The organism is Ruegeria sp. I1 (assembly GCF_056532675.1).
Window position 1 is genome coordinate 734391 of sequence record NZ_JBQFNM010000001.1, and the last position, 22045, is coordinate 756435.

At 57.1% G+C, this 22045-nt stretch carries 22 protein-coding genes; 13 read left to right on the forward strand and 9 right to left on the reverse strand.

The genetic code is table 11. The features are described 5' to 3' along the window. Positions 1 to 86: 86 nt before the first annotated feature. The 4 genes from ACR0DH_RS03665 to guaA all read right to left on the reverse strand — a co-directional run bounded on the left by ACR0DH_RS03665 (position 87) and on the right by guaA (position 5151). A complete protein-coding gene (locus ACR0DH_RS03665) occupies positions 87 to 1193 on the reverse strand; it encodes an OmpP1/FadL family transporter (protein WP_480547245.1) in 1107 nt (368 codons plus the stop codon). A 126-nt stretch (positions 1194 to 1319) separates the two neighbouring features. Beyond that, entirely contained in the window at positions 1320 to 2225 is a 906-nt protein-coding gene (locus ACR0DH_RS03670) for a DMT family transporter (protein ID WP_480547247.1), read from the reverse strand. 99 nt (positions 2226 to 2324) lie between these two features. Next, the gene (locus tag ACR0DH_RS03675) at positions 2325 to 3377 is read right to left on the reverse strand and encodes a hypothetical protein (protein WP_480547249.1); all 1053 of its coding nucleotides are present in this window, start codon (positions 3375 to 3377) and stop codon (positions 2325 to 2327) included. A 199-nt stretch (positions 3378 to 3576) separates the two neighbouring features. Further along, complete coding sequence (guaA, locus tag ACR0DH_RS03680) at positions 3577 to 5151, reverse strand: glutamine-hydrolyzing GMP synthase (protein ID WP_480547251.1); 1575 nt, start codon at positions 5149 to 5151, stop codon at positions 3577 to 3579. Positions 5152 to 5308: 157 nt separating this feature from the next. Here guaA and ACR0DH_RS03685 point away from each other — a divergent pair, with 157 nt between their 5' ends. Next, complete coding sequence (locus tag ACR0DH_RS03685) at positions 5309 to 6004, forward strand: MgtC/SapB family protein (protein WP_170530088.1); 696 nt, start codon at positions 5309 to 5311, stop codon at positions 6002 to 6004. Between the two features lie 142 nt (positions 6005 to 6146). Further along, on the forward strand, positions 6147 to 7691 hold the full coding sequence (locus tag ACR0DH_RS03690; RefSeq protein ID WP_480547253.1) for a trimethylamine methyltransferase family protein: 1545 nt from the start codon (positions 6147 to 6149) through the stop codon (positions 7689 to 7691). Here the strand turns inward: ACR0DH_RS03690 and ACR0DH_RS03695 are convergent, their stop codons facing one another. Then, positions 7692 to 7991 (reverse strand): DUF6477 family protein, encoded by a 300-nt coding sequence (locus tag ACR0DH_RS03695; RefSeq protein WP_480547255.1) that lies wholly within the window; start codon positions 7989 to 7991, stop codon positions 7692 to 7694. Between the two features lie 242 nt (positions 7992 to 8233). Between ACR0DH_RS03695 and ACR0DH_RS03700 the strand changes: the two genes are divergently transcribed. Both ACR0DH_RS03700 and ACR0DH_RS03705 read left to right on the forward strand, forming a co-directional pair. After that, a complete protein-coding gene (locus ACR0DH_RS03700) occupies positions 8234 to 9304 on the forward strand; it encodes a DUF6456 domain-containing protein (RefSeq protein ID WP_480547310.1) in 1071 nt (356 codons plus the stop codon). A 50-nt stretch (positions 9305 to 9354) separates the two neighbouring features. Further along, positions 9355 to 10278: a LysR substrate-binding domain-containing protein gene (locus ACR0DH_RS03705; protein WP_480547257.1), complete on the forward strand. Its 924-nt coding sequence runs from the start codon at positions 9355 to 9357 to the stop codon at positions 10276 to 10278. Between the two features lie 46 nt (positions 10279 to 10324). On the opposite strand, the gene ACR0DH_RS03710 is transcribed toward ACR0DH_RS03705, so the two are convergent. Further along, positions 10325 to 10873, reverse strand: coding sequence for a redoxin family protein (locus tag ACR0DH_RS03710; protein WP_480542945.1), 549 nt, complete (start codon positions 10871 to 10873; stop codon positions 10325 to 10327). A 263-nt stretch (positions 10874 to 11136) separates the two neighbouring features. Here ACR0DH_RS03710 and lipA point away from each other — a divergent pair, with 263 nt between their 5' ends. Both lipA and ACR0DH_RS03720 read left to right on the forward strand, forming a co-directional pair. Continuing rightward, a complete protein-coding gene (gene lipA / locus ACR0DH_RS03715; protein WP_170530077.1) occupies positions 11137 to 12087 on the forward strand; it encodes a lipoyl synthase in 951 nt (316 codons plus the stop codon). Then, the gene (locus ACR0DH_RS03720; RefSeq protein ID WP_480547259.1) at positions 12084 to 13226 is read left to right on the forward strand and encodes an amidohydrolase; all 1143 of its coding nucleotides are present in this window, start codon (positions 12084 to 12086) and stop codon (positions 13224 to 13226) included. The genes lipA and ACR0DH_RS03720 overlap by 4 nt, the downstream gene beginning before the upstream one ends. Before the next feature lie 9 nt (positions 13227 to 13235). On the opposite strand, the gene hpt is transcribed toward ACR0DH_RS03720, so the two are convergent. Continuing rightward, a complete protein-coding gene (gene hpt, locus ACR0DH_RS03725; RefSeq protein WP_480547261.1) occupies positions 13236 to 13781 on the reverse strand; it encodes a hypoxanthine phosphoribosyltransferase in 546 nt (181 codons plus the stop codon). Positions 13782 to 13854: 73 nt separating this feature from the next. Here hpt and ACR0DH_RS03730 point away from each other — a divergent pair, with 73 nt between their 5' ends. Both ACR0DH_RS03730 and ACR0DH_RS03735 read left to right on the forward strand, forming a co-directional pair. Beyond that, the gene (locus ACR0DH_RS03730) at positions 13855 to 14301 is read left to right on the forward strand and encodes a type II toxin-antitoxin system RatA family toxin (RefSeq protein ID WP_480547263.1); all 447 of its coding nucleotides are present in this window, start codon (positions 13855 to 13857) and stop codon (positions 14299 to 14301) included. Between the two features lie 38 nt (positions 14302 to 14339). After that, a complete protein-coding gene (locus tag ACR0DH_RS03735) occupies positions 14340 to 15635 on the forward strand; it encodes an MmgE/PrpD family protein (protein ID WP_480547265.1) in 1296 nt (431 codons plus the stop codon). Here the strand turns inward: ACR0DH_RS03735 and pyrC are convergent. Next, positions 15632 to 16669, reverse strand: coding sequence for a dihydroorotase (pyrC, locus tag ACR0DH_RS03740; protein WP_480547267.1), 1038 nt, complete (start codon positions 16667 to 16669; stop codon positions 15632 to 15634). The genes ACR0DH_RS03735 and pyrC overlap by 4 nt on opposite strands. A 121-nt stretch (positions 16670 to 16790) precedes the next feature. Between pyrC and ACR0DH_RS03745 the strand changes: the two genes are divergently transcribed. Both ACR0DH_RS03745 and ACR0DH_RS03750 read left to right on the forward strand, forming a co-directional pair. Continuing rightward, positions 16791 to 17699 carry an AAA family ATPase gene (locus tag ACR0DH_RS03745; RefSeq protein ID WP_480547269.1) on the forward strand — a complete coding sequence of 303 codons (909 nt, stop codon included), beginning with the start codon at positions 16791 to 16793 and terminating at the stop codon, positions 17697 to 17699. A gap of 58 nt (positions 17700 to 17757) precedes the next feature. After that, complete coding sequence (locus tag ACR0DH_RS03750; RefSeq protein WP_480542958.1) at positions 17758 to 19014, forward strand: vWA domain-containing protein; 1257 nt, start codon at positions 17758 to 17760, stop codon at positions 19012 to 19014. A gap of 3 nt (positions 19015 to 19017) precedes the next feature. Here the strand turns inward: ACR0DH_RS03750 and ACR0DH_RS03755 are convergent, their stop codons facing one another. Then, on the reverse strand, positions 19018 to 19518 hold the full coding sequence (locus ACR0DH_RS03755; protein ID WP_480547271.1) for a hypothetical protein: 501 nt from the start codon (positions 19516 to 19518) through the stop codon (positions 19018 to 19020). Between the two features lie 170 nt (positions 19519 to 19688). Here ACR0DH_RS03755 and ACR0DH_RS03760 point away from each other — a divergent pair, with 170 nt between their 5' ends. The 3 genes from ACR0DH_RS03760 to ACR0DH_RS03770 form a co-directional block, all read left to right on the forward strand. Beyond that, a complete protein-coding gene (locus ACR0DH_RS03760) occupies positions 19689 to 20657 on the forward strand; it encodes an XdhC family protein (RefSeq protein WP_480547272.1) in 969 nt (322 codons plus the stop codon). Continuing rightward, entirely contained in the window at positions 20654 to 21655 is a 1002-nt protein-coding gene (locus tag ACR0DH_RS03765) for a molybdopterin-binding protein (protein ID WP_480542962.1), read from the forward strand. Before ACR0DH_RS03760 ends, ACR0DH_RS03765 begins: the two co-directional genes overlap by 4 nt. A gap of 152 nt (positions 21656 to 21807) precedes the next feature. Further along, positions 21808 to 22045 (forward strand): (2Fe-2S)-binding protein (locus ACR0DH_RS03770; RefSeq protein ID WP_480547274.1); only part of this gene is annotated, 238 nt, incomplete at its 3' end.

A 22045-nucleotide genomic window follows, 5' to 3' on the forward strand; every position in this document is an offset into this window, starting at 1 on the left:
TTGATGACAGGCGTCGCGACCCGGTTCTTGCGAAAAAGAAAGACCCCGCCGGGTGGGCAGGGCCTTAGACTTGCGATTTGGACTGATCAATTCAGCTGATAGGTAACCTGGAATCCAACGCTCCAAGCGCTGTTGCCGGTGAAGTTGGCCCGAGCGCCGGGACCAGCACCGTCAACGATTGCATCTCCGATATCTGTGTATCGCACACCGCCCGAAATCTTGGCCTTTTCAAGCGAATACGTACCACCCAGTCCGATGCTCCAGAAGCCGTTGGTCGGTCCAAGGTTGGAAACTGGCTCAGAGCCTTTAGATTCGTATCCTAGCGTTACCGCACCCGAGAATTCGTCGTTGAATTGGTAACCCAAGCCAAGCGTGTAGGTAAATGTATCATCTTCATAGTCTACAAGGCTGTTTCCAGTAAGGCCTACATAGGTTGGCGGCGCAAAATCCAGCTGAGGCCAGTCAACCCAGCGCACAGATCCGAACAAAAGTGTTTTTGGTGCTACCCCGGTTTGGAAATCGAGATTGACCGACTGCGGTGTTTCGATCTCTGTGGTCGTTGCGGCGGAGCCGGTCAAAAGACTGGTCTCGGTCTGAGACAAATCATGTGAGATTTTTGAGTTGTAGGTCAGTGCGACACGGGCTGCGATTTCAGGCTTCTCCCAAGCGACGCCAACCACATAACCAAATGCAGTATCTGCATCGGTCTGAACGTTGTAGCCAGCGACCACCGGAACGTTCACATTGGCTTCGACACGCTGAATGCGAAGCCCGGCCAGCGCACTGAACCCATTATCGAACTTGTAACGGAACAAGCCGGTGATCGCATCGGTATCCGCGCTGGCGTTCAGTGTGTCACCGGGTGCCGCTGGATTGATCGACAGAGGGTATGTAGAAGCATATTCGATATCAGCGCCAAATGGCTGATCATACATGATTGCAAAGTCGAGCTTTTCACTTAGCGAGGTCTTGTAGCCAAAATGCGGCGTAAAGAAGCTGTTACTTACATTTCCAGAATCTACGCCACCGAGCGTGCCGCTGACGCTTGGGTCAGTGTACCCCAACCGGAACTGAACCACGGAACCTTCTTCAAAGATCAGATTGATGCCTTGACCGCTGCGGTCCAGACCACCTGCATAGCCTGCCGTTGCCCCCACGCACAGCGCACATGTGGCGAGTAGTGCCTTTTTCATTGCTGTCCTCCCTTGCTTTCGATGCGGGCTTTCGTGATTAAAAACTGAGTGTGTTTGACACTGACCCGCTGATTGGTGCCCGATACTTTCTTTTCGATTAGTTTAAGGTCAACGGGTGACGGAGCGTTACTTATTGCAACTAGACTTATGGACTGTTGCTAAACTGTTACGATTTTCGGACCAGACATTCAGAAATATACCGGAAAAAATTACTGCGGCGCCCAGCATGGTCCAATGATCAATTGGCTCATGGTACAAAAGCATGCCAACCACCGCAATTGTGGGCAGGCGGGCAAAGTCGAACGGTACGACCACCGTTGCAGGCGCGATGGCTAAGGCATTGGTAATGCAGAAATGTGCCAGCAACCCGGCCAATCCAACCAGAACCAGAAACGGTGCGGTCTGGGCGTTTGGCAGTGCGATCTGACCATCCAAACCGGCCGCTGCTGCGCCGAGTGCGGCCTGCATTACCGCCAGCCAGAACATGATGCAGCCGATACTAGCAAAGCGCGTTAGCTTTTTCGTGGTAATCGTTGTAAACGCGAAGAAAATTGCAGACGCTGCAGCAGTTATCAGCCCTGGGCTTATTGGTGCGGTGCCGGGACGCGCGACAATCAAGATACCGGCAAAGCCTATAAGCGCGGCCAGCATCTTCAGCGGCGTCAGACGCTCCTTCAACAGCAGAGGCGACAGAAGGATCACCCAGATCGGTTGCGTGAATTCCAGGGCAAAGACCTGCGCCAAGGGAATCACTCCGACTGCATAGAACCACAGGTTTTGCCCGGTGAAATGCAGCACATTGCGCACCGCATGCAGGCCCAGTCGCTGGGTTGTAACCTGATGCCATTTGCCGGATACGCTCAGCACCAGAGCGACCACTACGATGCCCACAAAGCTGCGATACATCATTATTTCGAACGTGTCGTGATGCAGGCTTAACTCTCGCCCGGCCACTGCCATTGAGGAAAATGACAGAATGGCCCCTGTCATCCAAAGGGCCGCCTTGCCGATTTGAATTGAGCCCTTATCCACCCGGTGTCCTTCGCAATTTCTCGACGCTGCAACTGGAACTAACCGGATTTTTTCCGCTCTGGCACTCTGAATCTTTCCGTGTAGGAAGAAATGCCTGGATTAGTTGAGGTCCTGCGCAAAACGCCGGGCGATTTCCAGGTTTCCCTGTGCGTTTACGTGGCAACAATGATCGATATAGAAATCCTGCTGCAGGATGCCTGAATAGTCCTGAAAACAGTCGAGTTTTTGCGCCTTTTCACGGATCAGCGGATAAACCTGTTGAATCTGCGCGGCATATGTTTCGTTGTGGCTGAACGGACGGTCGGGCAGGGTATACGGGTTTGGTTGCAAGACGCAGGAGAAACGTGCCCCCCGTGAATTTACAATGGCTTCGGTTGCAGCCCAGCTGCTGACGAGGAAATCGGCGACACGCTCGGCATAGGCCGGATCACCACATTGGTTCAGATCTGCAAAGCGCTTGCTATTGTCTCCCGAGCCCAGCTTCTCACTGATCCGGCGGGCCAGCCGGTAGGTTGAGGTCGATGATACAAGCCCCGAGATGCCGCCGAACTTCCCACGCAGCTTCTCCTTAATAAACCCTTCGCGCGGATGCCCGTCGGGCGAGTTCAGGCTGAGACAGTTGTGATAGACGTCATTCACACCATCAAAAAATACGACGTTGTCGCCGGGTTGGATACTGTCCAGAGTGTTGAGAAGCCTGTTGAGGCTCTGGCGCGAGTTATAGGCTTGTTCCCCGTAGTTGATCGCCGTCTTTCCCGTTAAATTGCTGAAATGGGATGGGATTGTGTTCTTGTCGGAAACACTGTGCCCCCACATGGTGGAGCCGCCAAAGAAATGCACCTTGTGATCCGTCGGCGGGTTCGAATTGACTGTGATCCGACGCAGATTGTCGTCGATATTCAGCGTCTCGCTTGAGATTTGAGGCGATTGCCACCCCACAAAAGCCTTATAGGGATAGCCCTGAAAGCTTTGCGCGTCCTTTTGGAACTGCCGGGTCTCTTCATCTTGATTGGGATTATCGGAGGTTTTGGGGGCTTCATTTCCACTGAATATGTCCCGTATCGAAAACGCGGCAAACAGGACCGCTTCAAGCGCGATCAGTGTGAAGATGGTCATGAAAAGAATATGAAAAGCGTTTCGGATCAGTGCCATAAACGAAGCCTTGGGCGGAACCTAGTAACAAAAAATCAATTGGCCGGGTCATACATACCAGATGAGCCGCTCATAAGGTGAGTGATCAGAGATTGGATTGCAAGCCAATCCTGAGCGCAAGAAATCGCGCTCAGGAGGGTGGATTGCTCGAACTGGCGAAAGGGTTTTCAGCGCGATTTCCCGTTCGTTTAATCTGGGACTACTCCCACTCGATCGTTCCGGGCGGCTTCGAAGTGATATCGTAGGTGCAGCGATTGATGCCCTTCACCTCGTTGATGATCCGTGTGGCGGTTTCGCCCAGAAACTCATGGCTGAACGGATAATAATCCGCCGTCATGCCGTCGACTGAAGTGACCGCGCGCAGCGCGCAGGCGTAGTCATAGGTGCGGCCATCGCCCATCACGCCCACGGTGCGCACGGGCAGAATGGCGACAAAGGCCTGCCAGATATCATCATAGAGCCCGTGTTTGCGGATCTGGTCGATATAGATGGCGTCTGCTTCGCGCAGAATCTCCAGCTTTTCTCGGGTGATCTCGCCGGGGCAACGGATTGCCAGACCGGGGCCGGGAAAGGGGTGTCGGCCAATGAAGCTGGCGGGCAGACCCAGTTCGCGACCCAAGGCGCGGACCTCATCCTTGAATAGCTCCCGCAGGGGTTCAACCAGTTTCAGGCCCATCTTTTCAGGAAGACCGCCCACATTGTGGTGCGATTTGATCGTCACCGAGGGGCCGCCCGAGAAAGAAACAGATTCAATCACATCCGGATACAGCGTGCCCTGCGCCAGGAACTCGGCCCCGTCGATGGTATCGGCATGTTTCTGGAACACGTCGATGAACAGCTTACCGATGATCTTGCGCTTGGTTTCTGGATCGGACTGACCGTCCAACTCGCCCAGAAACAGGTCGGAATCGTCGGCGTGGATCAACTGAATATTGTAATTGTCGCGGAACATGCCGACGACTTCTTCGGCCTCGTTCTTCCGCAGCAACCCGTGGTCGACAAAAACGCAGGTCAGCTGATCGCCGATGGCTTCGTGAATCAGGATCGCCGCGACCGAACTGTCGACGCCGCCGGACAAGCCGCAGATGACCTTTTTGTCGCCGACCTGTTCACGGATTTTGCGGATCATTTCCTCGCGATAGGCACCCATGGTCCAATCGCCCTTGAAGCCCGCAAGCTTTACGAAGTTCTCATACAGCTTGGCGCCCTTTGGGGTGTGGTGCACTTCTGGGTGGAACTGGACCGCATAGAAATGGCGTGTGGTGTCGGCGGTGATCGCATAAGGAGCATTGGGTGAAGTGCCATAAACCTCGAACCCTGGGGCCAACTGGCTGACATGGTCACCGTGGCTCATCCAGACCTGTTCGTCACCCTCGGCAAACCAATCGTCCAGTAGGGACAAGGCACCCTTCGGGCTGACAAAAGCTCGGCCGAATTCCGCTGTGCCGCCACCGCCCGAAATTTTACCACCTTCAACCTTCCCACCCAGTTGCTGCATCATCACCTGCTGGCCATAGCAGATGCCCAGAATTGGAGCGCCGTAGTCGAAAATCTCTTGCGGGGCGCGGGGTGATCCATCGCGCGTCACACTGTCGGGCCCGCCCGAGAAGATCACGGCGCGCGGGGCCATTTCGCGCACAAGGTCCATCGTGACATTCTGATAGGGGTGGATTTCGCAATAGACATTCAACTCGCGCAGGCGGCGTGCAATCAGCTGCGTCACCTGGCTGCCGAAGTCGATGATCAGAAGGCGGTCATGGGTGTCTTGGGTCATATCCGCGCCTTAGGCCAAGCGCATCAGTTTCGCAAGAGCAACCTCTGATCCTCGGGTAAGTTCTGTGAACCAAAAAAAGGAATTGTAAAAGTTTTGTAACGAAAATATGACAGCTCGGCTGGGTCAAGGAATGCCCCGATAAGACAAGGGACAGAAATTGCCGATTTCCATCGAGATAGCCGCATTGAACCTGGGATTGGCGCTGTTTTGTGGCGCTTTGATCGGATCAGAGCGTCAGGTGCGCCAAAGAATGGCCGGGCTGCGCACCAATGCCCTGGTTGCACTAAGTGCCGCCGCCTTTGTTGTATTCTCAGCGCTCTTTCCCGATGAGGTCAGCCCAACGCGTGTTGCGGCTCAGGTTGTTTCGGGCATCGGCTTTTTGGGGGCCGGGATAATCTTCCGGCACGGGTTCACGATTCATGGCCTCAATACCGCGGCGACGCTGTGGTGCTCGGCAGCGGTTGGAATGATGGCAGGGGCGGGTGCCTGGGTGTTTGCCGTCATGATGACGGGCTTCGTCATCTTCGTGAACCTTGGCCTCAGGCCCTTGGTGAAGTGGCTTAAACGCACGACGCGAGCCGGGGTGCCTCTGACTCAGGAGTTCAAGGTTGTTCTTCAATGCTTGGAAGAGGCGCAGGCAGATGCGCGTGTCGCTGTTCTCAAGGCATTGGCGCAGAACAATGTTCGGATCGTGGGCTTTGAAAAAGGCGACGCAATTGAAGGCAAGCGTACAATTGCTGTTCTTGTTTCGATGGAGGATCATCCCGAAGAACTGCAGCATAAGGTTGTGGCCCCACTGATGTTAGAGCCAAGTATCGACAGTATCGAGTGGGATACGATCTCGGAAGCGTAGCGCCATCGCCGCGACGGCACAGATGGTTGCGAACGCTGCGCCCAATGTCGCTTTTCCCCCCAGAGCGCCGTAAACCATATGCCTGTGGGTGCTCAATCCTGTAACTAAGCTGTCAATCTAAACACATCAGACGGGATTTCTCATGGCAGAGGCAAGCACCCGACGCAGGGCGAGAGGTGGCGGTGGTGCCGCCCGCCGTGCCGAGCGCACCGCAGTTCGAATCGAAACGGCGAAGTATATCGAACGCAACATTCCGAATTTCGAGATCCTCAACGAAGAAGCGTTGGAGATCATCGAACACAACGCGGAAACAGTGCTGGAAGAGATCGGCGTCAACTTCGTGGACAATCCGGCTGCATTGGAACGCTGGCGCGATGCCGGCGCCGATATTGATGGTGAACGTGTGCGCATCCCCCGTGGATTAGCACGTGAGCTGATCAAGACCGCCCCCAGCGAGTTCACACAACATGCCCGCAACCCCGAGAAATCGGTGGTGATTGGCGGCCGCAATCTGGTGCTGGCTCCGGTCTATGGCCCGCCGTTTGTGCGGGATGTCCAAGGTGGCCGCCGCTATGCGACCATGGATGACTTCAACAAGTTCGTGAAACTGGCCTATATGTCCAAGTGGCTGCACCATTCGGGCGGTACCGTATGCGAGCCGACTGATATTCCGGTGAACAAGCGGCATTTGGATATGCTCAAGGCGCATATGACTCTGTCTGATAAGCCGTTCATGGGATCAGTCACCGATCCCAGCCGTGCGCAGGATTCGGTTGAGATGTGCGAGATTTTGTTCGGCAAAGAGTTCGTTCAGAACAACACAGTCATGACCTCGCTGACCAACATCAACTCACCCATGACATTCGATGACGTGATGATGGGCGCGCTGGAGGTGTATGCCAAGAACAACCAGGCCTGCATCATTTCGCCCTTTATCGTGGGTGGTGCAATGGCGCCTGTTTCGGTTGCGGGCACGCTGACGCAGGTTCTGGCAGAAGTGCTGGCGGGTATTTCTTACAGCCAGATCATTCGACCCGGCGCACCAGCAATTTTTGGGGCCTTTGTGACCTCGATCGACATGAACTCGGGCGCGCCGACATTCGGCACACCAGAGGCGGCGCATATCACCTATGGCGCAGGTCAATTGGCCCGCCGCCTGAACCTGCCGTACCGCTCTGCCGGGTCGTTCTGCGGCTCGAAACTGCCGGATGCGCAGGCGGCCTATGAAACGGCGAACTCGCTGAACATGGGTCTGATGGCTGGTGTGAACTTCATGCTGCATGCCTGTGGCTGGCTTGAAGGCGGTCTGGTGGCCGACTTTGAGAAGTTTGTCATGGATGCCGACCAGTTGGGCGTTTTGCATGGGCTGGCCAAAGGCGTGGCTTATGATGAAAACGCTCAGGCCATGGATGCGATCCGCGAGGTTGGTCCGGGCGGGCACTATCTGGGTTGCGCGCATACGCAGGCCAACTTCAAGGAAGCCTTCTGGAAAACCGACGTGCTGGATTACAAGCCGTTCGAGACCTGGCAGGACGAAGGGTCGCGCGATACCCGGCAGCTGGCGTCGAGCCGGGTGGAGCATCTGCTGGCCAACTATCAGCAGCCACAGATGGACCCGGACACAGCCGCAGCGCTTGAGGCTTACATCGCTGAGAAGAAAGCCTCGATGCCGGATGCGTTCACCTGATCAGTTCAGGGCCGAGGCGCGGTTGGCCTGATACAACTGCGCCTCGCCCAACAGCGCGATCAGAAGATCCAGATGCCGCACCAATGAGTAAGCGGCATCTTCTTCTTTTCGTTGCGCGTTTACCTCTCGCTCAAGATCCATCAGCCGCATAAGCGCCGCGCCTGTACCGGGTAGCGATCCATAGCCCAGAATGCGCTGCAGATGTCGGTCCCGATTGTAATCCTGCACCCCGAGTTTTGCCGCCCGTGTCAGCAGCCGTGGGCGGCGAAGTGTCGTGATCATGGTCATCAGGTCCTGCATCTTCCGTGTTCCTTTACGCGGTTTTGATTTGGCCTGTTTGTCACACAACCTAAGCGGGTGTTGCTTGGTGCGGGTTCCCTCCGAACTATGGTTTCACGACTGTTTATCTTTTTGAATCAAATCTGGTTGGCAACCGTTGGGGTTAACGAACGAGTAACGAAAGCACCTCTAGTTAGATTTGGTTAACTCAAATTCCGCGGGCGAAAAGTGGCAGTCAATTTTGTCGACGAGGGCAAATGAATATGGAAAACTACATGGCTTTCACCATACCGGCTTGGGTGCCCGAAGGGGCGCAGCGATACCTTGCGCATACCGAGACCGGTCGATCGATACGAGATATCGCACGATCCGAGGGGTGCCATGCATCAACTATTCTGCGACAAATCAGACGTATCGAAATGCGTCGGGATGATCCACTTGTGGATGCCGCGTTGCAATCGCTGGCCGAAACGCATTTCTCGATCTCGGAAGATCACCGGGTTGGGCAAGAGTCAGAAGACGCAGAGAAGTTTGATCAGGAAGCGCTGCGCATCCTGCGTCGTCTGTGCGAAACCGGATCGGTTCTTGCCGTTGCGGAAGATATGGATAAGGCGGTTGTTGTTCGGGATACCGGCGATGCTGCGGCAACCCGAACGGCTGTTGTTGATTGCAAGATTGCGCAGGCGCTTGCGCTGCAGGATTGGATCAGCTGCGACAATCCTGGTCGCATCTCGCGATACCGGATTTCGGCATCGGGGCGCGCGGCGCTGAACCGTCTGGTGGCAGAAGCAGAGAACGAGGCCCGCACCAAGAATGAATTTGGAATGGCTGAGGCTCAGATGCCGTTTCAGGCCAAAGCTTCAACGACACAGACGGATCGGGCGCGGCGGATTCGCTATTGTGCAGCGGAAAGCCCCTTGGTCGCACTGGCGCGTCGCCGGGATCGCGATGGCAAACCCTTTCTGGACGAAACCCTTGTCAGCGCCGGAGAGCGCCTGCGCGAGGATTTCGAACTGGCTCAGATCGGGCCGCAGGTCGCGCAAAACTGGGATCGATTTCTGACAGGGGGTGGCCGAGGCAGCTTTGACAGTGAATCGCATAGTGGGCGTGGATCTTCGGACGCGCGAGATCGGGTTGCGCGGGCATTGTCGGATCTGGGGCCGGGGCTGAGCGACGTGGCGCTGCGCTGTTGCTGTTACCTCGAAGGGCTGGAGGCAGCAGAGAAGCGAATGGGTTGGTCTGCACGGTCCGGCAAGATCGTTCTGCGCATCGCCTTGCAGCGCTTGAAACGCCACTATGAAGATCAGACGGAGCGGGACCAGATGATCGGATAAAGACCATATGCAACCCTTGCGGAATCGCCCGGTATTGATAAGCAAGGGTTATGAGTTTTACCCTCAGACAATTGCAATATTTTCAGGCCGTCGCCGAGCAGCGTAACTTTGGTCGTGCGGCTCAGGTCTGCAATGTGTCCCAACCCGCCTTGTCAGTTCAGATCAAGGCGCTGGAAGAGATTATGGGCGGTGTTCTGTTCGAAAGACAGGCCCGCGATATCCTGCTGACGCCATTGGGGCGCGATGTGCTAGAGCGCGCGCGTCTGATCCTAGGCGCCGCCGACCGGCTGGATCAGTTTGCCCGTGACCATTCTGGCGGGCACAGGTCCTTGTCCATTGGCATTATCCCAACGATTGCACCCTATATTTTGCCTGGCGTTCTGGCTGGTTTACGTTCGGGTGATGTTTCGCTGCGAGTGCAGATACGTGAGGCCAGAACCGAGCGTCTGTTGGCCTTGCTGCGTGTGGGCGAGATTGACGCGGCTGTGCTGGCCTTGCCAGTTGGTGGCACCGAATTCCGGGAAACACCTCTGTTTCAGGATCAGTTCCTTTTGGCAGGCAGTGCTGCGCGTCTTGAAAAGGTATCAGCAAGCCCGGATATGCTGCGTCCACTTGATCTGCAATCGGCTCAATTGATGCTGTTGGAAGATGGTCATTGTCTGACCGATCAGGCGCTCGAGGTCTGCGGTCAGGACCGAGGCAGCGGGCAGATCAACATGGGGGCCTCATCCCTGGCGACGCTGTCGCGGTTGGTGGCCGAGGGGTTTGGCTTGACCCTGATGCCTGAGCTCGCTGCCCATGCGGAGGCTGAGGCCGTTCCAGGCCTGCGACTATTGCGGTTTGGCAGCCCACAACCGGCCCGGACTGTCGGGCTGGTCCACCGTGCTTCAAGCGGCAAGGCCGATTGGGCCGAAAGGCTGGAACACGTGATCCGCGACGTGGGTGAACAGATCGTAACGGCCACCCGAACATGAAATGGCCCGCCAAGGGGCGGGCCAGATCGTGGGTGTAGAAGTTGGCTTAGGCCAATTCAGGCTCTGCCGCCTGTTCCAAGTGTCTCATCAGGTTCTCGGGCGAGGAAACCCCATACGGGTCTTCGGGGCAGTTATCCATCAGGCCCGGTTCTTCGAACCAAGCTTCGACCACACCGTCATTGATGATCGCTGCATAGCGCCAGGACCGCATGCCAAAACCAAGATTGTCTTTGTCGACCAGCATGCCCATCTTGCGGGTGAATTCACCGGACCCGTCCGGGATGACCTTGACGTTTTTCAGCCCCTGATCCTGCGCCCATTTGTTCATCACAAAGCTGTCGTTGACCGACATACAGTAGATGGCATCAACGCCTTTGGCGACGAAGTCGCCATGGCCATTCTCGAAACCCGGCAGTTGGTAGGTCGAGCAGGTCGGGGTAAACGCACCGGGCAGCGAGAACAGGATAACCCGCTTGCCAGCGAAGTAATCCGCTGTGGTGACATCCTGCCAGCGATAGGGGTTGGGGCCTTCGATGGCCTCATCCCGGACGCGAGTGTGAAAGGTGACATCAGGCAGTTTTGCGCCGGATTTCATGCTGGATCTCCTGTGATTCATATTGAATTGGCTTGGGAGTAAAACAGTTGATCCGGGCCTTCAATCGTAGAAATGCTGCGTATGCGAGTTATCTCTAAGCAGCAGGAAATAAACGAAAAAACAAAGCGATATTGCTTTGATTCCCGCCTTATTCTGCGCTTGCGCGGTGTGCATGCATAGCGGCTATGCAGTGCTGGCGTAACCGGCTTCACTGCACTATGCTATAGGTACACAAAGTTGACCCAATGCTAGGAAAGCGGCCCGTGCGAGATCTGAAGATCCCAGAACAACGTCATCCGGAAAAAGCTCACCGCCCGGACAATGCGCAGCCGAAAAAACCCAAATGGATTCGCGTCAAGGCGCCCGGTGGTAAAGGCTATGCCGAAACTCATCGGATCATGCGCGAAAACAATCTGGTCACTGTCTGCGAAGAGGCTGGCTGCCCCAATGTGGGCGAGTGCTGGAGCCAGGGTCACGCCACCATGATGATCATGGGTGAGATTTGTACCCGTGGCTGCACCTTTTGCAACATCGCCACCGGGCGTCCGGACACGCTGGACGTTTTCGAACCAGGCCGTGTGGCGCATGCAGTTGAAAAATTGGGTCTAAACCACGTGGTGATCACGTCTGTCGATCGAGATGACCTCAAGGATGGTGGTGCCGATCATTTTGCGCAGACCATTCGCGCGGTGCGTCATCGTTCGCCTAAGACAACCATCGAAATTCTGACGCCGGATTTCCTGAAATGTGATCCGGAAGTTCTGGAGACCGTGGTGGAATCGAAACCGGATGTGTTCAACCACAATCTGGAAACCGTTCCGGGCCTTTATCCCGAGGTGCGTCCTGGCGCGCGGTATTTCCATTCTCTGCGTCTGTTGCAGCGGGTCAAAGAACTGGACCCGTCGATTTTTACCAAATCCGGCATCATGGTTGGGCTAGGCGAAGACAAGCAGCAGGTTGCCCAGGTCATGGATGACATGCGCGCAGCCGACATCGATTTCCTGACCATCGGGCAGTATCTGCAGCCGACGCCTAAACATCACGCGGTGGATCGGTTCGTAACGCCCGAAGAGTTCGAATCCTATGAAAAGGCGGCCTATGGCAAGGGATTCCTAATGGTTTCGGCTACACCGTTGACTCGGTCTTCCTACCATGCCGGTGATGATTTCGCCCGCCTGCGCGCTGCCCGGCAAGAAAAGCTGGGGCAGGCGTGACGCCAGACCATCTGGCGCGGCTCACACAGCTGCGCCACGAACTGCACCAACAACCCGAACTGTCTGGACAGGAACAAGCCACCGCTGCGCGGATGGCAAATGAGTTGCGGCACGCAGGCGCAGACTTGGTGCTAACGGGGTTTGGAGGGCATGGCGTTGCCGCCATCTTCAACAGCGGCCAGAGCGGCGCTTGCATTGCGATCCGGTGTGAGTTGGATGGGTTGCCGATACAGGAGCTTTCGGGCATGCCATATCGGTCGCAAGTGTCGGGTAAGGGGCATCTCTGCGGTCACGATGGTCATATGGCGATGGTTCTGGGCGTGGCGTTGGCTTTGCAACAGCAACGCCCACTGCGCGGTCGTGTTGCCCTGATCTTCCAACCTGCCGAAGAAACTGGGCAGGGGGCCAAAGCCTTTCGCGCTGATCCGCGTTTTGCAAAGATCGCTCCTGACTATGTGTTTTCGTTGCACAATCTGCCGGGTCTTGCGCTTGGTCGGGTCGAGTTGTGCAAAGGCCCTGCCAATTGCGCCTCACGCGGGATGCGAATTGGGTTGACGGGTAAAACCTCGCACGCCGCAGTGCCTCAGGATGGGGTATCCCCGGCGGGTGCGGTATCAGCCCTGATTCCCAGGCTCACGGGCCTTGGTATGGGTGGCGACCTAAGCGAGGACTACGCGCTCACGACTATCACCCATGCGCGTTTAGGAGAGCAAACCTTTGGCGTTGCCCCCGGGCAGGCCGAATTGTGGGTGACGTTACGCACGGTATCTGATCAACGCATGGACAAGCTGGTATCAGACGCCGAAACGCTGGTGCAAAAGGTCGCGCGATCCGACGGGCTTAGCGCCTCTATCACGTACGAAGATGTCTTTGAGGCTTGCACCAATCATGCGGGTGCTGTCGATATTTTGTCCCATGCATGCGCGGCACAAAACACTACCTGTGACCTGACCGATCAACCGCAACGGTTTTCTGAGGATTTTGGACAGTTCGGCAAAGACGCAAAAGCCGCGATGTTCTGGCTTGGGTCAGGGCGCGATCACCCGCAGCTCCACAATCCGGATTACGATTTCCCTGACGCCTTGATCCCGGTTGGAACGGGCATCTTCCTGAGTGCGATCCGTCAGATTTTGGGCTGAAACAGCCGCTTACCCGCCTTCGGTAAAGCGAACCTTGCCGATAAAGGGCAGATTGCGATTGCGCTGCGCATAGTCGATGCCATAGCCCACGACAAATTCATCGGGGATTTCGAACCCGATCCAGTCCGAGCGGAAATCGACCTCGCGTCGGCTGGGTTTGTCCAGCAGGGCGATGGATTTCAGGCGATTTGGATCGCGGCTGCGCAGCAGGTTTGTGACGTGGTTCAGCGTATGGCCGGTGTCGACGATATCTTCGACAACCAGCACATCACGCCCTTCAATTGCGCCGCGCAAGTCTTTGAGAATGCGAACTTCCCGACTACTCTCCATCGAATCGCCGTAAGACGAGGCCTCAAGGAAATCCACCTCGATCGGTAGGTCCAGCTCGCGCACCAGATCGGCGATGAACACGAAACTACCGCGCAACAAGCCGACCACAACCAGCTTGTCTGTATTGCCAAACTCTTCGGTGATTTCCCGACATAACTCCTCGATCCGCGCCGCGATGGCCTTGGCCGAGATCATCTCATCTATCACATATGCGCGGTCGCTCATCGCTGCCCCCTTGATCTTTGGCGCGCAACATACGACATGACGCGCCAATGTCACCTTTTAATGCCTGAATGCCATGCCAATTCACTCGGAAACGCGCCACCTGCCATACACCGCCCAACAGATGTATGATCTGGTCGCGGATGTCGCACAGTATCCGCAGTTTCTGCCTTGGTGCGCGGCTGCCCGTATTCGCAAAACCTATGCGGTGGGCGAGGCTGAAGTGATGGAGGCTGATCTGGTCATCTCGTTCAAAGTGTTCCGCGAACGGTTCGGCAGCCGGGTGACGCTTTACCCGCACCAAAAGAAGATCGATACCGAGTATCTGGATGGCCCGTTCAAATACATGAAATCTGATTGGCAGTTCGAGGACGCGCCTGAAGGTGGATGCAATGTCTCATTCCATGTGGATTTTGAGTTCAAGAACGCCATCCTGCAAGGCATCATCGGCGTTGTATTTAACGAAGCCATGCAGCGCATCGTGCGTGCGTTCGAGGCCCGCGCCGCCTCGCTTTACAGCTAAGGCTTTACCCGCGCTTGGCGCACGCTAGACTGCGCCTCATGTCAGATTTCACCTCAACACTGGCGGCATTTGCCGCAGGCCCGATCACGACAACCGCGCAGGCGCGCATCGTCACATCGCTTTCTGTTCTGGATTGGGTCGCCGTCGGTCGGGCCGGTATTGACGAGCCCGTTTCGACTATCGTCCGCGACATGGCGATGGACGAGAAAGGCGCAGCACAGGCGCATCTGTTCGGTGGCGGTGCCGCGCCCTTACGTACTGCGGCTTTGGTCAATGGAACGGTGTCCCATGCGTTGGATTATGACGACACCCATTTTGCCCATATCGGCCATCCTTCGGTCGCTGTCCTACCCGCTGCATTGGCGGCGTCAGAGTGGGATGATCGTATCCTGGTCGATCTTCTCGAAGCGGCTTTGGTTGGGATGGAGACGTCAATCCGTATCGGGCTGTGGCTGGGCCGTGGTCACTATCAGACCGGGTTTCATCAAACGGCCACAGCTGGGGCCTTTGGGGCAGCGGTTGCGCTCGGGCGCCTTCTGGGGTTCAGCGCGGGTCAGATGCGGCAGGTGCTGGGACTGACGGCGACCCGCGCGGCGGGCCTTAAGGCGCAATTCGGGACAATGGGCAAACCCTATAACGCTGGGATGGCCTCTGCTGCGGGCGTCGAGGCTGCGCTTCTGATTCACAAAGGGTTTGAGCCTAACGAGGACGCTATGGAAGGCCCGTTTGGTTTTGGTGCCACCCATCAAGGGGCTGCCGATGACGTCGCAGCGCTGGATGGGCTCGGAGATGAATGGCTGTTCGAATCCGTTAGCCACAAGTTCCACGCCTGTTGTCATGGATTGCATGCGGCGCTTGAGGCGGCACGTGATCTGGATATCGCCGAACCTGAAGTCGCTGAGATCAAGGTCAAAACGCATCCGCGCTGGATGAGCGTCTGCAACCAGATGTCACCCACCACAGGGCTGGAAGCCAAGTTTTCCTATCGTGCCGTGATCGCGATGCAGGCCCTTGGCTATGATACCGCCTTGCCTGGAAGCTACTCTCAGAAAGTCTGCGCAGACCCGCGTGTCAAATCGCTGCAGGACCGTATCGTGGTCGAAGCAGACGAAGCCTTGTCCGAGACGCAAGCCCAACTGGCCCTGCTGCGCCGCGATGGGGCTCGGCTTGAGGCAACGCATGACCTGATGACCCCGATATCCCTGCCGGATCGAGAGGATCGTGTGCGCGCTAAAGCGTCCAAGCTGATCAGCACGGATGAGGCGGACGCGATCTGGTCGATGCTGCGCACCGGAGGTCGCGCCCGCGATCTGGCTGCAAAACTGGCGGGTTAGACCACGCGCCAGTGCAGAGGGAAGCCGGGATCGAACACCGTAACGGGGCCGTCTTCGGTTTCGATCTTGTCGGGATATTCGACCGGGTCGCCTTTGGCCAACGTGATGGTGCCTTCGTTCACCGGCAGGCCATAGAAGGCGGGTCCATTCAGCGAGACGAACCCTTCCAACTTGTCCATGGCCCCTTCACGATCGAACATTTCTGCCACCAGTGACATCGTGTTAGTCGCGGTAAAACACCCGGCGCAACCACAGGCCATTTCTTTGTTGTCATCCGTATGAGGCGCACTGTCCGTGCCCAGGAAATAACGTGGATCGCCCGATGTCGCAGCTTTCAGCAACTCAAGCCGATGTTCTTCGCGCTTGGCAACCGGAAGGCAGTAGTAGTGCGGTTTGATCCCGCCTACCAGAATGTGATTGCGATTGATGATCAGGTGATGCGCCGTAATCGTCGCACCCAGATCGGTGTCGTTGGCGGCAACATACTGAACGCCATCGCGGGTCGTGATGTGCTCCATCACCACGCGCAGGCCCGGTGTGGCCTTGCGGATCGGGTCCAGAACGCGGTCGATGAACACCGCCTCACGGTCGAAGATGTCGATCTCGGCGTCTGTGACCTCACCATGCACACATAGAGGCAGACCAATCTCGGCCATCTTCTCAAGCACCGGGCGAACCTTGTTGAAGTCTCGCACGCCCGAGGCTGAATTGGTCGTGGCCCCGGCCGGATAAAGCTTCACAGCCTTGACCAATCCGCTGGCATGGGCCGCGGCTAGATCGCTCGAGTCGGTATCCTCGGTTAGATACAGAGTCATCAGCGGCTCAAAATGCATGCCATCGGGCAGAGCAGCCAGAATGCGATCCCGATACGCGGCAGCCAGCGCACCGGTCACAACCGGGGGCACTAGGTTGGGCATAATGATCGCACGCCCAAAATGGCGTGCGGTTTCGGGCAGGACGGCCTTCAGCATCGCGCCATCGCGCAGATGCAAATGCCAATCGTCGGGGCGGCGGATCGTGATGCTTTCGGTCATGACGCCCCGCTAACATAGCGCGGGCCGCTGTGAAAGAGCTTGGAATGCGACTAAGGGACCATATCGGGCCGGGTTGACGACCGGCGCCCAGCGTGACCTTTTGGTCGGACGGAGGGATGCCATGTCAAAGATGCAGTCGATTGATGCGGTTCAGACCATGTTGGGAGAGCAGGGTTATGTCTGCGGACGGGCTTTGGCGACCGTGGTGTTCTTATCGCTGAAACTGGGTCGACCCCTGTTTCTGGAAGGCGAAGCTGGGGTTGGCAAGACCGAGATTGCCAAGGCGCTTGCCGCCGGATTGAACCGCCGGTTAATCCGGCTGCAATGCTATGAGGGGTTGGATGCCTCTTCCGCTGTCTATGAATGGAATTTCCCGGCCCAGATGGTTGCCATCCGCACGGCCGAGGCTGCCGGTGGTGCAGATCGAAACGCGCTGCAAACAGAACTGTTCTCGGATGATTTCCTGATCGAGCGCCCGTTGTTGCAGGCGATGAGGCCCGACGAACATGGCGCGCCAGTATTGCTGATCGACGAACTGGATCGCACGGATGAGCCGTTCGAGGCGTTTCTGCTGGAAGCACTCAGCGATTTTCAGGTCACGATCCCGGAACTCGGCACCGTCAAGGCACCCGAACCGCCCATCGTCATCGTGACCTCGAACCGCACCCGCGAAGTGCATGACGCCCTGAAGCGCCGTTGCCTGTATCACTGGGTCGACTACCCTGATTTCAATCGTGAGATTGAAATTTTGCAAGCCCGCGCGCCCGAAGCCGCCGAGGCCCTTAGCCGTGAGGTTGTGGCCTTTGTTCAGCGTCTTCGCACGGAAGACCTGTTCAAGAAACCCGGCGTGGCCGAAACGATCGACTGGGCTAAATGCCTGTTGGCTCTGGACGTCATCAACCTCAGCCCCGAGGTGATCGGCGACACGCTGGGCGCGATCCTGAAATACCAGGACGACATCCAGAAACTGCAGGGCTCGGAAGCGAAACGCATTCTGGACGAGGCCAAAGCCAATCTCGAACCCGCCTGATGCTTCTTCTGTTCAAAAATACCTCGGGGGTTTGGGGGCAGAGCCCCCATGAACGGTAATGGCTGAACAACTCCCGCTTGATATCCCCGACAACCCGAAACTGGCGCAGAACATCACGCATTTTGCCCGTGCCTTGCGCAAGGCGGGGCTGCCAATCGGGACGGGCCGGGTGGTGGACGCGATCCGGGCAGTACAGGCTGCCGGTTTTACCCAAAGGCAGGATTTCTATTGGACCCTGCACGCCTGTTTCGTGAACCGGCCCGAACATCGCACCGTTTTTGCTCAGGTCTTTCGCCTCTACTGGCGCGACCCGCGATATCTGGAGCATATGATGTCCATGATGCTGCCCGCCATTCGTGGCGTGCAGGAGGAACGCAAGGCGGACGCGGCCGAAAAACGGGCGGCAGAGGCGTTGCTGGATGGGGTTGAGCGCGATCAGCCCGAGAGCACGAATGATGAGGGTGAGACCGAGCTCGATATCGACGCGTCACAAACCGCATCCTCCGAAGAAAGGCTTCGAAGTCTGGATTTCGAACAGATGAGCACGGCAGAGATTGCCCAGGCCAAACGCCTTTTGGCGCGTCTCAGCCTTCCTGTTAAACCTATTGAAAGCCGTCGTGGACAGCCGAGTCATGTTGGTCATCGGATAGATCGGGCCAGAACCCTGCGTGCCGCAATGCGACAAGGGGGTGAACTCCACGAAATAGCGCGGCAAAAACAGCGACCGCGTTGGCCCAACCTTGTGGTGCTTTGCGACATATCCGGGTCGATGAGCCAATACAGCCGGTTGATCCTGCACTTCCTGCACACGGTCTCGAACGCCAAGGGGGCGGGTTGGGCAAAGGTCCATGCCTTTACCTTCGGAACTCGGCTCACCAACATTACTCGTCATCTGCACCAACGTGACGTGGATGCCGCTTTGGCCGCTGCGGGGGCCGAGGCGCAGGATTGGGAAGGGGGCACGCGGATCGGAGAGTGCCTGCACGCGTTCAACCGGGACTGGTCGCGTCGCGTAATGGGGCAGGGTGCAGTCGTCCTGCTGATCTCGGACGGGTTGGATCGGGGTGACGCAGAAGCGTTAGCCAAGGAAACCGAACGGTTGCACCTGTCTGCGCGCCGCCTGATCTGGCTCAATCCGCTGCTGCGCTGGGATGGCTTTGCGCCCAAGGCGCAGGGTGTGGCCGCGATGCTGCCACATGTCGATAGTTTTCGGGCCGGTCACTCCATTGCCTCGCTTGAAGACTTGGCGACCGTCATCTCGGAGCCCGGTGACATGGGTGAGAAAGCGCGGCTTATGTCCGCGCTTTCAGGCTAGGATTTAGCCCAGTTGTTTTGCGTTGCACTCCCGCGCCATTTCCATGGCCTTATAGGTGCCGGTCAGATCGACGGTGAAGGCGAACTCCTTTTCGGGGAAAACGATCATCACCTGCTTCTTCGCGATGTCTTCCGCAAACTGAGGGTCATCAGACAGGACATACCCGCCGGAATAGCCTTTGGTGATGTTGCCCTTCATGCCCGTGGCTTCGCCCAGATAGAGGTTGTCGCCCAGAAGGATTGCCACGGCTTCTTTCTCGCCGCGTTTGATGTTTGTCTTGGCTTTGGTAAACACACCAACATAGCCAACGCCGCGATCTTCGGTCAGTCCCATCTGGACCACATTTTCAGCGTCATCAATGGCTTCGATCAGGCAGGATTTGCGCTCATTGTCGATGAAGACTTTCCAGCCCTCGACCTCACCGTAGCGTTCATATGTATCCGCAAAGGCTGCGGTTGCAGCCAACATGCCGATTGCGGCGCCGAGTGTAAGAATGCGTTTCAATTCTGTGTCTCCGTTCTGAAATTTTGGGGGTCTGCTGGATTTGATTCCAAGCATGGTGACAGATTAGAAGCCGGGCGGGATAGGATCAATCTGATATCACAGCAACCCGCCTACGCTTTTCTTTGTATCATGGCTCACTATGTTGAACCGATACACCGCAGGAGGCTCTGATGCAGAGATTCGACAACAGCCCTGAAACAGCTCTGGACTGGTATCGCAGCGGGCGCGGTGCGGCCCTTGCAACTGTCGTTGAAACCTGGGGCAGTGCGCCGCGTCGCATTGGAGCGCAGTTGGTCATCGGTGGCGATGGCCTGATCGAAGGCTCTGTCTCGGGTGGCTGCGTCGAAGGCGCTGTGATTGTCGAGGCATTGGAAGCTATCGACGAGGGTGAGGCACGCCTATTGGAATTTGGTGTCAGCGACGAGGACGCCTTTGCCGTCGGTCTCGCTTGCGGCGGCACCATCAGGGTTTTGGTCGAGCCGGTGGGCGAGGTTTTGCCCGAACCCATGCTGGCCGAACTGGTCTCCGCGCGGGCAGCGCGCGAGCCCTTGGCCTATGAGGTCAATATCGACAGCGGCCACCGGTCCCTGCGGCGCAACAAATATCCCGACCGTTTGCGCATGGACCGGTCTGGTTTCGAAGAAGATGGCAAAACCTTTGTAGCCGTCCACAATCCACCACTTCGGCTGATCGTCGTTGGCGCTGTTCACATCGCGCAGGCGCTTGTGCCTATGGCTCGGATCGCCGGATATGATCCCGCAATTGTCGACCCGCGTGAAGCCTTCGCATCTGACGCCCGCTTTCCTGGTGAGACTATTCTCACGGATTGGCCGGATGAGGCCGTTGCCAAGCTGGGATTGGATACGCGTACCGCGGTCGTGTTGCTGACCCATGATCCAAAGCTGGATGATCCCGCACTGCAAGCCGCGCTTGAGGCGAATGTGTTCTACATCGGCGCGCTGGGTTCGACCCGAACCCACGCGAAACGGGTCGCGCGGATGCAAGCTGCCGGGTTCACCGACACACAGATCGATCTGATCCATGGACCTATCGGCCTGGACATCGGGGCGTCTGATCCGTCAGAGATTGCAGTGGCCATTCTGGCCCAGATGACGGCTGTTCTGCGGGGCAAGGCATGAAGTTTGGCCCATTGCCCGTTGATCAGGCGAAGGGAACGATCCTTGCGCATTCAGTTTCAGCAAACGGGCGCAAGCTGCGCAAGGGATTGACCCTCTCAGATGATCACATTGCGGGACTGACCCAAGCCGGGCTGACCGAAGTCACCGTCGCGCAACTGGATCCCGGCGATTGCCATGAGGATGAGGCGGCTGGTCTTTTGGCGCGCGCTTTGGTTCCCGATGCAGAGGCTGCCAATCTGCGGATCACCGAAGCGTTTACCGGGCGCGTGAACCTTTTGGCTGATGGTCCGGGCGTCGTAAACCTAGATGTCGACGCGCTGGAACAGTTCAATCGGGTCAACCCGATGATCACCGTCGCCACCGTGCCTCAGCACCAGCAAATGAGCGATGGGGGTATGGTCGCAACGATCAAGATCATCTCTTATGCGGTTCCCGAGGCTGACGTTCGGCGCGCCGCAAACTTCGCACAAAACGCGGTTCGATTGATTGCACCGGTTCACAGAACCGCTGGGCTCATCGTCACTGATATTCCCGGTGGCCCACGGAATGAAAAAGGCATCGCAGCCATAAAAGGGCGTGTCGAACTGTTGGGGATGGAGCTGAGCGACGTTCAGATCGTGCCTCACGATAGCGGCCAGATCGCTGCGGCAATCGCTCAGACGCCAGGGGACCTGTTGATGATCCTGACCGCCTCGGCAACTTCGGATGTGGATGATGTGGCCCCGTCAGCCATTCGTGAAGCCGGAGGGGTGGTGGATCGGTTTGGCATGCCGGTTGATCCTGGAAATCTGCTCTTTCTGGGGTCGTTGGGTAAGCGTCCTGTGATCGGACTGCCGGGTTGCGCGCGCTCGCCGGCTTTGAACGGGGCGGATTGGGTTTTGTCCCGTGTGGCCTGCGGGGTTGAAACCACTGGCGCCGATATCGCGGCGATGGGAGTGGGTGGATTGCTCAAGGAAATTCCCACGCGGCCCCAGCCTAGGGCGCAACGCAAACCGTGACGCCAGCGTATTTTGACCTGCTTTGCCAATGCACGAAATCATGAGCGTTACACGACGCTTGACGCATTGAATACGACAAGATTTGTGTTCTCAAACAATGGCTCCCGTGCTTAACTCGGCCACAGGGAGAAACATTTGACCGGGAGGAATTCATGACACAGGTCTCCATGACTGTGAACGGTAAGGCCGTGAGCGGCGATGTAGAGGGTCGGACGTTATTGTCTGGTTTTTTGCGGGATCATTTGAGTTTGACTGGGACGCATGTTGGGTGTGACACGGCGCAGTGCGGGGCCTGCGTGGTGCATGTGAACGGTGAGGCGGTGAAGTCTTGCAACATGCTGGCAGTTGAGGCGGATGGGGCTGAGGTTGGCACGATTGAAGGCCAGTCCA

What these genes read in the sequence shown, in the direction of transcription:
- ACR0DH_RS03665 (WP_480547245.1), bottom strand. Translation starts at nt 1,193, where the DNA reads ATGAAAAAGGCACTACTCGCCACATGTGCGCTGTGCGTGGGGGCAACG.
- ACR0DH_RS03675 (WP_480547249.1), bottom strand. Translation starts at nt 3,377, where the DNA reads ATGGCACTGATCCGAAACGCTTTTCATATTCTTTTCATGACCATCTTC.
- guaA (WP_480547251.1), bottom strand. Translation starts at nt 5,151, where the DNA reads ATGACCCAAGACACCCATGACCGCCTTCTGATCATCGACTTCGGCAGC.
- ACR0DH_RS03690 (WP_480547253.1), top strand. Translation starts at nt 6,147, where the DNA reads ATGGCAGAGGCAAGCACCCGACGCAGGGCGAGAGGTGGCGGTGGTGCC.
- ACR0DH_RS03695 (WP_480547255.1), bottom strand. Translation starts at nt 7,991, where the DNA reads ATGCAGGACCTGATGACCATGATCACGACACTTCGCCGCCCACGGCTG.
- ACR0DH_RS03700 (WP_480547310.1), top strand. Translation starts at nt 8,234, where the DNA reads ATGGAAAACTACATGGCTTTCACCATACCGGCTTGGGTGCCCGAAGGG.
- ACR0DH_RS03705 (WP_480547257.1), top strand. Translation starts at nt 9,355, where the DNA reads ATGAGTTTTACCCTCAGACAATTGCAATATTTTCAGGCCGTCGCCGAG.
- ACR0DH_RS03710 (WP_480542945.1), bottom strand. Translation starts at nt 10,873, where the DNA reads ATGAAATCCGGCGCAAAACTGCCTGATGTCACCTTTCACACTCGCGTC.
- hpt (WP_480547261.1), bottom strand. Translation starts at nt 13,781, where the DNA reads ATGAGCGACCGCGCATATGTGATAGATGAGATGATCTCGGCCAAGGCC.
- ACR0DH_RS03730 (WP_480547263.1), top strand. Translation starts at nt 13,855, where the DNA reads ATGCCAATTCACTCGGAAACGCGCCACCTGCCATACACCGCCCAACAG.
- ACR0DH_RS03735 (WP_480547265.1), top strand. Translation starts at nt 14,340, where the DNA reads ATGTCAGATTTCACCTCAACACTGGCGGCATTTGCCGCAGGCCCGATC.
- pyrC (WP_480547267.1), bottom strand. Translation starts at nt 16,669, where the DNA reads ATGACCGAAAGCATCACGATCCGCCGCCCCGACGATTGGCATTTGCAT.
- ACR0DH_RS03745 (WP_480547269.1), top strand. Translation starts at nt 16,791, where the DNA reads ATGTCAAAGATGCAGTCGATTGATGCGGTTCAGACCATGTTGGGAGAG.
- ACR0DH_RS03750 (WP_480542958.1), top strand. Translation starts at nt 17,758, where the DNA reads ATGGCTGAACAACTCCCGCTTGATATCCCCGACAACCCGAAACTGGCG.
- ACR0DH_RS03760 (WP_480547272.1), top strand. Translation starts at nt 19,689, where the DNA reads ATGCAGAGATTCGACAACAGCCCTGAAACAGCTCTGGACTGGTATCGC.
- ACR0DH_RS03765 (WP_480542962.1), top strand. Translation starts at nt 20,654, where the DNA reads ATGAAGTTTGGCCCATTGCCCGTTGATCAGGCGAAGGGAACGATCCTT.